The sequence below is a fragment of the Brevundimonas sp. GW821-FHT02A10 genome, assembly GCF_059422025.1.
Genome location: NZ_JBWKWC010000004.1, coordinates 139,348 through 152,532 on the forward strand (window position 1 = coordinate 139,348; position 13,185 = coordinate 152,532).

Here is a 13,185-nt window from a genome sequence, read left to right on the forward strand (position 1 = left end):
CTGTTGCAGATCATCAATTCGAGAGTCGTCGGCTATTGAGAAACGGCGCGAATTAGTCATGAATTTTGTATAGTGCGCAATTTTTGGCTTATGACTTACAGCCCGGTGTAATTCTTCAGAATTAGAAATCCAAAACAGGGGCCTGAAACCGACAATTACACTCTGGGGCATCATTGATAGGCCATGTCGTTTTGTAGTTTCATATCGCCGTTATGGCGAATTTGTATGACTATTGGGAGGGGCGCAGAACACGGTTTTCCGATTGCTTGAGCAAAAGTTCGGCGCCCTGAGCATTTTGCGCCGCGACGCTGAGCCTTAACGGGTCTCGGAATCGGGCTTTTCGCAGATCCGCGCCGTTTGCGAGGATCATCGATCAGGCGGGATGGGCTGTCCCCGGACCGGGGTCAGCGCGGCGTCGACCTCCGCACGGGCCGCGTCCATGTCCCGGCGAAAGATCCCGGACGCCTGTTCAGCGCCGTAGATGACCGCTCCCGACAGGATGCCCGCCTCGGCGGCGCTGTAGCTGTGCGACCCGCAGATGTAGCGGCTCTCCGCATACTCCCGCCCCCGGGCATACAGGGCGTCGGCGCGCCGGGGCGCCAGTTCGGCCAGGATCATCGCCACATGCATCCCGTGCGCCGAATGGCCGGACGGGTAGTCGGGATTGCCGGCCAGATGGTCGCTCTTCGCTTCGCAGATCGGCTGGTCCGTACCGAGATAGGGGCGCCGGGTATCCCAGTGTGTCTTGGCGTCCCCGACCACCGACCGGTCGGCGCCCGCCCGGTCCAGCAAAGCCGTCAGCACCGGCGCGCTCTCGGCCGTGAGCCGTACGCCCAGGGCGCCGGCGAAATGATCATACATGTCGCCGCTGACATCGCTGGTCGCCAGAGCCCAACGCGGCGTGCCCTGAAGCGCACGGGTCTCCAGAAACACACCCGTGTCGGCGACGGCGCGGGGCGACCCTGGAGCCGGCGGCGGCGCCAGGACGGTCGTCAGGTCGGGCCGGGCATCGGGGGCCAGATAGCCGCGTGCCGGCGCTCCGGCGGTCATCTCGACGGCCAGACCGTCGCACCGGCCCGCGGCGCGTATGGGGTTGCAGACCGCCGCCGCCCCTCCCGCCAGCCGCACCTCATAGGTCGGGAAGCGCGGGTCGGCCCAGAGGTAGTCGGTCGACACATATTGCGCCCCGCTGGACAGGGCCGCGCTTCGGCGGGCCACGGTCGCTGCGCGGGCCTCGACCGTGTCGGCGTCGGCTCGGGTGCGCACGATGAAGCCGGCGCGGACGGCCGCCCGGATGCGGTCATGGTCGGCGACAGGGTCGTTCAGCGTCAGATAGGCCGCGGCGGGCGAAGCCTCGTCGGTGTTGACGAACAGGACACGGCCTTCCAGTGAGCGTCGGGCCCCACGATAGCTGGCCACCTTTTCCGGGCCTTCATCGAGCGCGAAGAAGACCTTGCCCCTCGCCTGCCCCAGCGCCGGCCAGCCGCCGGCCAGAACCCCTTCGCGCAGGGTCGCATGCGCGCCCTGGACCTGATCGGGGGTCAGCAGATGGGCGGCGTCGAAGACGGAGCGGATTTCCGCGTCGAGGGCGTCCCAGGCGGCGGTGTCGAAATCCAGGGGTGCAACGCCGCCCGGCATCGAGGCCGAACCGGTCTTGGCGTTCAGCATGATCAGGATCGGCGCGTGATCCGGATGGGCGCGCGACCAGTCACTGATCTCACGTAGGCAGGCGACAAAGGTCAGGCACGAACTGCGGAAGTCCACGTCCGGCATATGCAGGGTCTTGAACCCGGGCCGGGACATCACTTCGACGAAGGCCGGACTGACCAGAGCGCCAGCTCCCGGATGACCCAACGCCGACAGCGGATGGGCGTAGCGGCCGCCTTCGGGATCGTTCAGCACATCGATTTCGATCTGGCGCGCCCCGGCGTCCAGCTGTTCGGCCAACGGGCGATGGGAATAGTCGAGACCGGCCGCGGCGGGATTGACGGCTGTCATCGCCTGTAGTTCGGCTTGCGGGATGGTCAGCTTGTAGCTGTTGTGGGTGCCCACGGCAGAGAGATCGTTCATCCGCAGGCTCCGGTCCATCCAGACGGCAGCGCAAGCGTCTCCGCCCGCACTGCGGAGCTCTGCGGCAGCCGGATCGCAGGTGACCGAACCGGCCTGAAGTACGGAGGCGGCCAGCAGAATGGCCAGAGGGCTGAGCATCGTCGTCTCCGTGAATCTTGTCGGCGCGGGCCTGAAAGTCACTGCGCCCGACGATCGGGATCGTCGGGCGCAGGTCGGCGGTTAAGGTCTAGAACACATAGGTGACGCCGGCGGTGAAGGTCCGCCCGCTCTTGGTCCAGGCTGTCGGACGCTCCTCGTTGATGTCCGTGTACTGGTCGATCGCCTCGTCGGTCAGGTTAATCCCTTCGACGACCAGCTTGATCGACGGGGTGACGTTCCAGTGGGCCGCCGCATCGATGTTGTTGGTGGCGTGATAGCCCGAGCCGATGTTGCCGTTGCCGCCGATGCCGTCGAGATAGTCATCGCGCCAGGCGCTGGAGACGCGCGCGCCCCAGACGTCGGTCTCGTAGTAGAGGGTGGCGTTGGACGACCATTCCGACAGGTTCGACAGCGACAGGGTCCGCTTCACACCGTCCACCAGCGCGTCGGTCTCACCCCTGGCGTAGGTGACGTTGCCGGCGAAGCCGAAGTGGCTGAACAGGCCCGGCAGGAAGTCGAAGTCGCGCTGGAACGCCACCTCGACGCCCTGGATCGAGGCGCCCTCTCCGTTCACCGGACGGCTGTAGGAGTAGATGGTGCTGGCGTCCTGCCCCGGCCCCTGTAGCGACAGCGGATAGCCGATGGTCCCGTAAGGCACCGACGCGGTTTCCGCCGTGATGAAGCTGTCCATGTTCTTGTAGAAGGCGCCGACGGCGATGAAGCCTGCGTCGCCCATATAATATTCCCACGAGGCCTCGACCGAGTCCGCCAGGAAGGGCTCCAGGTTCGGGTTGCCGGCGTTCACGCTGCCGCCGAACGGGGTGAAGCTGACCGAACCGGCCGCACGCAGATCGCCCAGGCCCGGGCGGCTGATATTGCGGCTGGCGCCGAGGCGCAGGATCATGTCCTCGCGGAACTCCAGCGACAGGTTCAGAGCGGGCAGGAAGCCGTCGTACTTGTTCTCGATCGTCGTCGGCACCAAACCGGCGTTGGTGGCGACCGTGCCGGCCGAGGACAGCTCGGTTGAATAGTAGCGCACACCCGCATTGGCGCGGAACGGCATGCCGCCGAGGGTCGTGTCCAGGTCATACTGGACATAGGCCGCCGTGGTCTTCTCGCTGAGCTGGTAGTTGGTGCCGGCCTGATCGTTGGCGCTGGTCAGGTCGCGCAGCTGGCCGGTCCGGTCGAAGGTCGCGTCCGGATTGGCCACGATATATTTGATCAGGGAGTCGTAACCGAGCACCTCGACCACCGGCAGCGGACGCGCCGGATTGTTATACCAGTCGACGCGGTTGAAGCGCTGCCAGCCTTCGTTGGTGAAATCCTTGTACTCGACGCCGAACTTCAGGGTCGAGGACGGGCCCAGATCCCAGGCGCCGTTGATTTCGGCCGTCTTGTATTCGCTGAGGATATAGTCCTCGCGCGCGTCGGCCCGCATCAGGCCCCAGATCGATGCATCCTCGGTGTTGAAGCCGTAGGTAGTCTTCGCCGGCGTGCCACCGCGGAAGTCGTAGCTGAAATTCTGGTTGGTCGCCTGGATGAAGACCTTGTCGAAGATCGGCTCCTCGAACTCCGACCGGGCATAGCCGACCAGGGCGTGGAAGCGCAGGCTGTCGCTGACCCGGTAGTCGCCGTTCCAGACCACCTGGGTGAAGGTGGTCTCGTCTTCGGAATGCTTGGCCTCGTTACGCATGTCGACGCCCGACCAGTCGGCGTAGACGATGCTGTCGCCGCGGATCTCGACAGCGTTCAGGATCTGGGTCCCACGCACGTCGCCGGTCAGGGCGTTCACCCCGGCCGGGGCCATGGCGTATTCATGCCGGCTGTTGCTGAGCGTGCCGTAGAGCAGGTCCAGGCTCATGTCGGTCTTGTCGTTGGGCTTCCACTGCAAGGCCGCCGTCAGGCCGACGCGCTCACGTTCCGCATACCAGGTCGAAGGGCTGGTGGCCTGGGGCGCCGAGACGCGGTTCAGGCCCGTGGCGTTGATCAGACGGTCGCGATCGGCCGCCGAAACGCCCGGCCCGATGTTGGCGGCGTTGAAATTGATCTTGGTCCAGTTCCAGCTGCGCATGCCGTATTCGTTGACGTCGTTGCGCGAATACGCGGCCGACAGCAGCAGTCCGACCTCGCCGGCCCCCGTGTCCCAGCGGTTGGAGACCAGGCCGACGATCCGCGGCGTGACGCTGTCGGTGTTGGAGTTGGTCTGGGCCTTGGCGCCCAGCACGCCGCGGAAGCCAGCGTAGTCGAACGGTCGGGCGGTGGTGAGGCCGACCGTGCCGCCGATGCCGCCCTCGTCTTGCTCGGCCGCGTAGGATTTCTCGACCGTGACGCGGTTGAAGAGTTCCGAGGCGAACAGGCTGTAGTCGAAGCTGCGGCTGCGGCTGACCGAGCCGCGATTGTCGAAGCCCGACGAGGTGTTGCCCAGCACTTCCATGCCGTTCAGCTGGGTGCGGGTGAAGTCCGGACCGAGGCCGCGCAGCGAGATTTGTCGGCCTTCGCCGGCGTCGCGGGTGATGGCCACACCGGGCACGCGCTGCAGCGATTCCGCGAGGTTCAGGTCGGGAAAGGCGGCGATGTCGTCAGCGACGATCGAGTCCTGGGTGCCGACGGCGCGGCGCTTCAGATCACGGGCGGCCAGCAGGCTTTCGCGAAAGCCGGTGACGACGACCTCATCCACGTCGCTGACCTGATCGGAGCTTGCGGCCTGCACGGGCGCGACGCGGGTGGCGGTCACGAGGGCGGCGGGCCGGGCGCGCATGGGCGCCGTCGCCGCCGGGGCGGCCTCGACCAGAACCGAGCGGCCGACGATGCGGGCGCGGACGCCGCTCTCGGAAGTCATCCGGGCCAGGGCGGTCTCGGCGGTGAGCCGGCCCTCGACCGGGCGGCTGCGCCGTCCGCGCAGCACGGCGGGTTGCGCCGCGACCTGCAGGCCGGTGGCGCGCGAAAAGTCGCTGAGCGCCGCGGAAAGATCCTTGGCCGGAATGGCGAAGGTGCGCTCGGCCGTCTGCGCCGAAGCGACCATCGGCGTAGCGGCGGCAAGCGCCGCGGCGAGCGTGAATGTGGACGCGCAGAGCGTCAGGTGAGATTTCATGGTCGGTCGTCCCCGGGGAGTGGTCGGCGCCTATCGCCTGCGGGGAGAGATGTTCGGGAAGGTTCGAACCCTACCGCTTTTGTTTTGAAGTGTTGGTGACGGTTTTATCTCGGATCGTGACGACTGATCAGTATGCGGTCGGGTTCTTCGGTGACATCGACGTTATAGGCGGCCTCGATCAACTCCAGAACATCTTCGGAGCGCCCCACATTGAAACGCCCGCTGACGCGGATACGCGAGGCTGGAGCCTCGATCACGATGGGTTTGGGAGAGAAGCGATCCGCCTCCTCGACAAGCTGACCCAGGGAAGCGTCACCGGCGTCGAACCAGCCATCAAACCAGTCGGGCTGACGGCCAGCGGGGGCGCCCGGCGTCCGGTTGAGACGTCCGTTCTCCAGGGTCGCGCGATCACCCGGCCGCAGGTCCAGCGTCGGGCTGCGCCAAGGCCCGAACCGCACGGCGCCGCGATAGACCGAGACCTCGGTCCGACCTGAGGCCAATCGGTCTACGTTGAAGGCCGTGCCCATAACCCGGACCTGGCCTTCCGCGGTGGCGACGGAGAACCGGCGACCGTCGTGACGGACATCAAAATACGCCTCGCCCCGTTCGAGCGAGACCGATCGAGCCAGCAAGCCCTGGCTGACCTGGAGGCGCGCTGCACCGTTCAACCGCACTGTCGATCCGTCGGCGAGCACGACCGTCCGGCTCTCGCCGCGCGCAGTCTCGATGGTCCTGTAGTCGCTCAAAGGCGCGAAGACGCCGACACAGACGGCCAGGGCGGCCGCCATCCCGGCCGGCACCAGCAGGTTCCAAGGCAGGTCTCGGCGTCGTTTCGCCGGTTCGCTCCGGGCCATTTCCGCGACGGCCTCGCCCAAAGCGTCCGATCGCCACAGGGCCGCCAGATCGGCGAAGGCTTCCCGGTGCGCCTCGCTTTCAGCCATCCAGCGTTCGAAGGCGAGCGCCTCTTCACCGCGCGTCGCCGGTCCGCCCGCCCATTCCACCCAGGCCGCCGCCTCGGTCAGGATCCGTGTCTCGTCCGCCTTCAACGTCGCGCCTCCCGCGCCGGGCCGGTCTTTCCAAACGCCTTGTTCAAGTCCAGCAGTCCCCGGGTCACATGTTTCTCGACGGCCTTGACGCTCAGGCCCAGTTCGGCCGCGATGGCGGCGCAGCTCTGATGGCGGACGCGCCGCCGCAGGATGATCTCTCGCCGCAGCCGCGGCATCTTGCGCAGCGCCGCGGTCAGGGTCTCGACAGCCTCGCGGCCCTCGACGACCCGATCCGCCGACGGATTGGGGCTCGGCAAGGCTTCGCTGAGCTCAACCCCGCCCCAGCGCCGCTCACGCCTGTAATGCTCGTTCACGAGATTCTCCGCGATGCGCAGACCCAGGGCGAACGGACTGTCGATCCGGTTGCCGCGTTCGTATTCGACCATGCGAAGCAGAGTGTCCTGGGCGATGTCGTCGGCCAGGTCGGTCCGGCCAATCCGGCGCAGGGCGAAACGGCGAACAAGGTCGCGCACGGGCGCCCACCGCTCCTCCGCCCGTCTTTCCTCGGCATCATACGCCACGACCACGCCCGCTCCCGCTCGCCAACAGGGGCTTAGCCGCCCCCGATGAAGGTTCAGTGTCGCCTGGAACCGGTTTTGGCTTCCCGCATGATCGTCGACCGAAAATCCCGATGTTGAGGAGCCCCGCGAGCCGTGTGAGGTCTATTGACGTCGACGCAGCGCGGCGAGGCCGGCCTTGTCGAGACTAAGGGCAAGCCCGGCATTCCGGCCCGCGAGTGTCACAACGCGATATTCCGCGGCGACGCCGAGGACCATGGAGCCTTCGGAGACACTGAGGCCGTAGTCCTGCGCAAGCCACTGGATCATGGCCGCCGTCGCGGCGCGTGCGGCCTCGTCCAGCGAGGATGCCTGTCCGAGGACAGTGATCCGGTCCCGGGTCTCCACGCGAGGCGCGGCTATAGGGCGGGCGGGCAGAAGATCAACGCTGAACTCCACGTCCAACGAGGTTTCCAGCGCCCATTGAGTGGTTTCACCATCGCCCTGCAGGGCATGCCCATCGCCGAGGAACAGCATGGCGCCGGGCTGGAACACGGGCAGATAGACGGTCGCGCCCTCCCCGATCTGGTTGAAATCCATGTTGCCGCCCCAGCGCCCCGTATCGCCTGCGGACTGGGCGGCAAAGCCGAAGTCAGGCGCCACGCCCAGTCCACCCAGCATCGGTCGAACCGGAACGACATAGTTCTTCAGCTTCTCGGGCGGATTTTCCAGCCGCGCGGTTCCGGCCTCGCGATCCAGCAGCCAACGGACACGGGCGCCCAGTCCGGCGGCCTGGGAGGCAAGGCCAAGGGACATCGCCCGCCCCGTCATGCCGTCCAGACTGTCGGCATAGTCCCTGTTCAGCTTCAGGCTGCGGATGTGCACCGCGATGATATCGCCCGCCTTCGCGCCGGCGACGAAGAACGGACCCGTCTGGGGATTTCCGTAAAGGGCCGCGACCTTGCCATGCTCGTCGACGCCTCCGGAGTCGATCGTTCGCGTCACGATGACGTCGCCTGGCTGGATCACCATCACCGGCGCACGGTCGGCGGTGAAGGTGTTCGAGAAGGTCTCTGGCGAATACGACCGTCTGCCGGGAGCCCCCGTGGGCATCACAAGCCTCAGGCCTTCAAAGGCGTGCCGGACACGCGGCCCCGTGTTGCTGGTGTCCGGATAGTCGGCCCATCCGGAGAGAACGTCACCACTGAGATGGCCTTCGAGCCGGTAGGGAATACCGTGCGAATCCGTTGCGACAAAGCGGAGGGCGTCCCCGTCTTTATGGCCGGTCAGAGCCCAGTCGTTGAGCCGACCTGTCAGGGCCTCTCCGTCCACCTCAAGGCTCAGGACACTGTGTTCGGCATTGCCCCAGCGGTCGACCGAGAGCCACCAGGTCTGAGGCTCCGCTGAAGCGGCTGAAGCCCAGCACAAGCCAAACAGGGCGGCGATCAGAATTTTGCGCATGGAGAATCCTTGACGGCAGCGGCTGCGCCCGAGGTTCGAACCGGGCGGGGTCAGCAGCAAAACATGAGCGAACCTTCACTTGACGACTACAGATGTAGATGCCATTCGTCTACACCTGTAGTCGGAGAGAGTCATGGAACGGATCAGCGAAGGCGAGCACGCCGTGCTTGAGGTGCTCTGGCGCAAGGCGCCCTTGTCCGCAGCCGACATCTCCGAGCAGATTGGCTCCGCGAGAGACTGGAGCGCCAGCACGGTGAAAACACTGCTCGCCCGCCTCGTCGCGAAGGGCGCCGTCACCCACGAAGGCGAAGGCCGGCGCTTCCTGTACTCTCCCCGGCTGACGCAGGAAGCTTTCCGCGCCACCGAGTCACGACGCCTGATCGATCGGCTGTTCGACGGTCGGGCTGCGCCACTGGTCGCTCATCTGGCCGAGCAGGATCAGCTGTCAGAGGCCGATATCGCCGAAATCGAAGCCTTGCTCAGGTCCCTCAAGTCATGACGGCCTGGCTCGTTCAATCGCTCACAGGGTCCGCGCTTCTTCTGGGCGCGGTGATCGTTTTGCGGCCTCTGGCGCTTCGCCGCCTCGGGGCACGGCTGACCTATGGCCTGTGGCTGTTGCCGCTCGTCAGGCTCGCTCTTCCGGCGACGCCTGTCTGGACCCTTCCCGAAAGCGCCGTCCTCCACGGGATGGGGCAAGGCCTCCCGGTGTCGGCGACGGTGGCCGGCGTTTCCGACGCGGTCGCCACTCATGCGATTCCGGCCGATGAGATCGCCGGAGTCCTCCTTCTTGCGTGGGCGGTCGGAGCGATCGTTCACCTCGGGTGGCGACTGGCCGCCTATGTTCGTTTTGTCCAACGGGCGGAAGCCGCATCGACAGGATCGCAGACCGTCCGCGAAGGCGTCGCCATTCGAACAAGCGCCTTCGTGTCTGGCCTCTCAGCCAGCTGGGCGGCGAGTTTCTGCCCAATATGGACGAGGGCGACCTGCTCTACATGCCGTCGGCCTTGCCCGGCCTTTCGGCGGCCAAGGCGTCTGAGCTGCTGCAGCAGACCGACCGGATGATTCTGACGGTGCCGGAGGTCGAGACGGTGTTCGGCAAGGCCGGACGGGCGGAGACGGCGACCGATCCAGCGCCGCTGGAGATGTTCGAGACCACCATCCAGTTCAAGCCGCGCGATCAGTGGCGTCCAGGCATGACGCCGGACAAGCTGGTCGAGGAACTCGACCGCGCCGTCCAGGTCCCGGGACTGGCCAATGTCTGGGTGCCGCCGATCCGCAACCGCATCGACATGCTGGCGACCGGGATCAAGAGCCCGATCGGGGTCAAGGTTTCGGGCGCCGACCTCGCCCAGATCGACCGGATCGCTGCGGAGGTGGAGCGAACGGCCAAGGCCGTGCCCGGCGTGAGCTCGGCCCTGGCCGAGCGACTGACCGGCGGGCGATATGTCGATGTCGACATCGATCGCGCTGCCGCCGCCCGCTACGGCCTCAACATCGCCGATGTGCAGGCCATCGTCGCCGGCGCCATCGGCGGCGAGACCATCGGCCAGACCGTCGAGGGTCTGGCCCGCTATCCGATCAATGTCCGCTATCCGCGCGAGCTGCGCGACAGCCTTGAAGGCCTGCGCGCACTGCCCATACTGACGCCTTCGGGGCAGCAGATCACCCTGGGCGCGGTGGCTGATGTCCGGATCGCCGACGGCCCGCCCATGCTCAAGACCGAGAACGGCAGGCCGTCCACCTGGGTGTATATCGATGTGCGTGGCCGCGACCTCGCTTCGGTCGTCGCCGACCTCAAGACGGCGGTGACGCGCGACGTGCGGCTCGCGCCGGGCGTCAGCATCGCCTACGCGGGTCAGTTCGAATATCTGCAGCGGGCCGAAGCGCGGCTGATGATCGTCGTTCCGGCGACCCTGCTGATCATCTTTTTCCTGCTCTATCTGACCTTCGGTCGGCTCGACGAGGCCGCCCTGATCATGGGCACCCTGCCCTTCGCCCTGACCGGCGGCGTCTGGATCCTCTATCTGCTGGACTACCACCAGTCGGTGGCGACCGGGGTTGGGTTCATCGCCCTCGCCGGGGTTTCGGCCGAGTTCGGGGTGGTGATGCTGATCTATCTCAAACACGCCCTGGCCGACCGGGGCGCGTCGCCGTCGCCGGACCAGGTCGCTGATGCCGTGCGCGAAGGCGCGCTTCTGCGGGTTCGCCCCAAGGCCATGACGGTCGCGGTGATCCTCGCCGGCCTCTTCCCCATTCTGGTCGGCCACGGCGCCGGCTCGGAGGTCATGAGCCGCATCGCCGCGCCCATGATCGGCGGCATGCTGACCGCCCCCCTGCTCTCGATGCTGGTGATCCCCGCGGCCTACCTGCTCCTGAGACGTCGACGCTCCCCCTCCACCGCTTCAATCCAAGGAGACACACCATGAAGCCCCACCTGACCCTGACCGCCCTCATTTCAACGACCCTGCTCGCCGCCTGCGGCCAGCCCGCCGAGAAGGCCGCCGCGCCGGCGTCCGACGTCGCCGCACCGACCGAAGCGGCGGCGATGGCGCCCATGGCGCCGACCGCAGCAACGGAGACGACCGGCCACGGAACCGGCGTCGTGACCGCCGTCGACCCGGCGGCCGGAACCGTGACGCTGGACCATGGTCCGATCCCCGAGGTCGGCTGGCCGGCCATGACGATGGGCTTCAAGGCGGATCCGGCGCTGCTGGCGGCGGTGAAGACCGGCGACCGCGTCAGGTTCGACCTGGTGATGAAGGACGGCTCAAGCGAGATCACCGCCATCAGCCCGCAATAGGGCCGGCCGGTCCGCTCGCGCCGCGACATCACGGACGTCGCGGCGCGAGCGCGCCCAGCCTAGGGTCGTTCGTCTCAATCGCTCAAGGTATGCTCATGTCATCCGCCGTCGTCCTGTCGCGTCGGGCGCTGCTGGCCGTTGCGCCGGCCCTCGCTGTCGCCGGCGCCGCCCGGGCCGCGCCCCAACGCCGCCTGACCGCCTACAAGACCCCCTGGTGCGGCTGCTGCGGCGGCTGGATCGCGCACATGCGTCAGGCCGGCTGGACGGTCGAGGTGATTGAGCGCGAGGACCTCGCGCCGATCCGGGCGCAGCATGGCGTTCCGGATCGTCTGGCCTCCTGCCATACGGCGATCGCGGGCGCCTATGCGATCGAGGGCCATGTCCCGGCCGCCGACGTCGACCGTCTACTGCGCGAACGGCCCGCCGCCCGGGCTCTGAGCGCGCCCGGCATGCCCGCCGGATCGCCGGGCATGGAGGCCGCGGGGCGCGAACCGTACACCACGGTGCTGATCCTCAACGACGGCTCAACCCGCGTGTTCGGCCGTCACAACGGCGCCTGACGCCGGGGGTGTCCGGGAGGGATTGAGCCAAGTCTGAACGGGACGGTCGAAGCCGTAGCGGAAGACGGCGGCGGCGGCGAAGGCGCCCACGAAGCCGACCGACCAGAGCGCCCAACGGGCTCCAGACGACAACGCGTCCTGACCCAGGGCGTCGAGCAGGCCGAACCAGACGATGCGCGTCACCTCATTGGTGAGGAACATCGAGAAGGACATCAGCGCCAGATGCTCGATCAGGCGCGAAGGCCGGGTCACCGGCACGGCGCCCGCGGCCCAGATGATCACCGTCATCAGGCCCAGGGTCGGAAGGCTGAAGGCGCCGAAGGCCTGAAGCCCGAAGAGCCCGACGGCGGCGCCGAGGCCGATCACGCCCGCCAGGCGCGGCCCGACATAGACGCGCGAGCCATAGAAGGCCGCCGCCACCCCGAGGAGGAACAGCGGCAGGGCGCGCAGGATGCCGTAGCGCATCGGCAGGCGATAGATCGGATCCCCGAGCCAGAGCGAGGCGGCGACATCGGCGGCCAGCACAAGCGCCGTCGCGCCGATGACCACCACGACCGGCGGCCAGCGCCAGAGGGCCCGGCAGATCCAGGGCAGGAGCAGATAGCAGCCGATCAGGGCCGAGAGGGTCCAGGTCGGGGCGTTCCACCCCTGCCCGCCCGGCACGCCATAGGCCTGCACCAGCAGAACCTGCGCCGGCAGTTGCGACCAGTCGAACCAACGCGGATTGCTGGGCGTGACTCCCGCCAGGGCGGCCCCGCCGACGATGAGCACCAGCACCAGGCTGACGGCCAGATGCGCCGGAATGACCCTCAGCAGCCTCTGACGGGCATAGGCGCGGAGCGACGCCTGGCGGGCCGCGAGGCGATCGCCGTAGATGCGGGCCAGGACGTAGCCGGAGTCGATGATGAAGAAGTCGGTGAGCAGATAGCCCCGGTCGAACACCGGATGCAGTTGCGGCAGCGGGACCGGCGCGGCCTCGCGGAAATGGTAGAGGATGATCAGCGCCCCGACGATGAAACGCAGCGCGTCGAGCCAGCCGCCCCGGGCGATCCTGGCGGGACGGGGCGGCGGCGCGAGCGCGGCAGGCGCCGCCATTCAGGACGGCTCCCGACCGAAGACCATAGCCGCAGGCTTCCCGTGCTCGTGGGGGCGCAGATGAATATCGTCCCGAACGACGTAGAGGCTCGCCGTTCCCAAGACCCAGACGAGAGCCAGACCGGCCGTGATCATCACCCCTCCCCGGTCGCGCGGGCCCATCAGCAGGCTGCAGAGGGTCACGCCGGCCAGGATGACGCCATACCCCAGATGAAGGGGCAAGCCATGGGAGCCGAACAGCAGGAGGGCCATGCACAGGACGAGTCCCCCTGCGATCAGACCGGCGACGACCGCGATCACCCCATCAAGGACGGGCCGCGGCCTCGGCGGGCGGCTCAGCAGTTGCGATCGCCGTCGCTTGCCGTAGCGGCCTTCCCGCCAGCGAATGTCGCGGCTCCGGACGGTGAGGCGCTTGCCGGCCATAGTT

Annotated in this window: 10 protein-coding genes and 2 pseudogenes; 5 read left to right on the forward strand and 7 right to left on the reverse strand. The window is 67.3% G+C overall.

Annotation, left to right across the window (positions count from 1 at the left end; all coding sequences use genetic code 11):
- Nucleotides 1-366 precede the first annotated feature (366 nt).
- The 5 genes from AC07U0_RS12720 to AC07U0_RS12740 all read right to left on the reverse strand — a co-directional run bounded on the left by AC07U0_RS12720 (nt 367) and on the right by AC07U0_RS12740 (nt 8,363).
- Nucleotides 367-2,208 (reverse strand): Ca2+-dependent phosphoinositide-specific phospholipase C, encoded by a 1,842-nt coding sequence (locus AC07U0_RS12720; protein WP_494720380.1) that lies wholly within the window; start codon nt 2,206-2,208, stop codon nt 367-369.
- An 88-nt stretch (nt 2,209-2,296) separates the two neighbouring features.
- Nucleotides 2,297-5,299 carry a TonB-dependent receptor gene (locus AC07U0_RS12725; protein WP_494720381.1) on the reverse strand — a complete coding sequence of 1,001 codons (3,003 nt, stop codon included), beginning with the start codon at nt 5,297-5,299 and terminating at the stop codon, nt 2,297-2,299.
- Nucleotides 5,300-5,403: 104 nt separating this feature from the next.
- Nucleotides 5,404-6,345, reverse strand: a complete 942-nt coding sequence (locus AC07U0_RS12730; RefSeq protein WP_494720382.1) for a FecR family protein — start codon at nt 6,343-6,345, stop codon at nt 5,404-5,406.
- Entirely contained in the window at nt 6,342-6,818 is a 477-nt protein-coding gene (locus tag AC07U0_RS12735) for an RNA polymerase sigma factor (protein ID WP_494720383.1), read from the reverse strand. The genes AC07U0_RS12730 and AC07U0_RS12735 overlap by 4 nt, the downstream gene beginning before the upstream one ends.
- A gap of 189 nt (nt 6,819-7,007) precedes the next feature.
- Nucleotides 7,008-8,363: an acetamidase/formamidase family protein gene (locus AC07U0_RS12740; protein WP_494720384.1), complete on the reverse strand. Its 1,356-nt coding sequence runs from the start codon at nt 8,361-8,363 to the stop codon at nt 7,008-7,010.
- 73 nt (nt 8,364-8,436) lie between these two features.
- Here AC07U0_RS12740 and AC07U0_RS12745 point away from each other — a divergent pair, with 73 nt between their 5' ends.
- The 5 genes and pseudogenes from AC07U0_RS12745 to AC07U0_RS12765 all read left to right on the forward strand — a co-directional run bounded on the left by AC07U0_RS12745 (nt 8,437) and on the right by AC07U0_RS12765 (nt 11,663).
- Nucleotides 8,437-8,802 (forward strand): BlaI/MecI/CopY family transcriptional regulator, encoded by a 366-nt coding sequence (locus AC07U0_RS12745; RefSeq protein ID WP_494720385.1) that lies wholly within the window; start codon nt 8,437-8,439, stop codon nt 8,800-8,802.
- Nucleotides 8,799-9,155, forward strand: a pseudogene (locus AC07U0_RS12750) (M56 family metallopeptidase); the annotation flags it as partial. The gene AC07U0_RS12745 and the pseudogene AC07U0_RS12750, both read left to right, overlap by 4 nt.
- 77 nt (nt 9,156-9,232) lie before the next feature.
- A pseudogene (locus tag AC07U0_RS12755) lies at nt 9,233-10,729 on the forward strand (efflux RND transporter permease subunit); the annotation flags it as partial.
- A complete protein-coding gene (locus tag AC07U0_RS12760; protein WP_494720386.1) occupies nt 10,726-11,103 on the forward strand; it encodes a copper-binding protein in 378 nt (125 codons plus the stop codon). The pseudogene AC07U0_RS12755 and the gene AC07U0_RS12760, both read left to right, overlap by 4 nt.
- Before the next feature lie 95 nt (nt 11,104-11,198).
- Nucleotides 11,199-11,663, forward strand: a complete 465-nt coding sequence (locus AC07U0_RS12765) for a DUF411 domain-containing protein (protein ID WP_494720387.1) — start codon at nt 11,199-11,201, stop codon at nt 11,661-11,663.
- Here the strand turns inward: AC07U0_RS12765 and AC07U0_RS12770 are convergent.
- Both AC07U0_RS12770 and AC07U0_RS12775 read right to left on the reverse strand, forming a co-directional pair.
- Entirely contained in the window at nt 11,628-12,758 is a 1,131-nt protein-coding gene (locus AC07U0_RS12770) for an acyltransferase family protein (protein WP_494720388.1), read from the reverse strand. The two genes, AC07U0_RS12765 and AC07U0_RS12770, sit on opposite strands and share 36 nt — an antisense overlap.
- Entirely contained in the window at nt 12,759-13,181 is a 423-nt protein-coding gene (locus AC07U0_RS12775; protein WP_494720389.1) for a hypothetical protein, read from the reverse strand.
- Between the last annotated feature and the right edge of the window lie 4 nt (nt 13,182-13,185).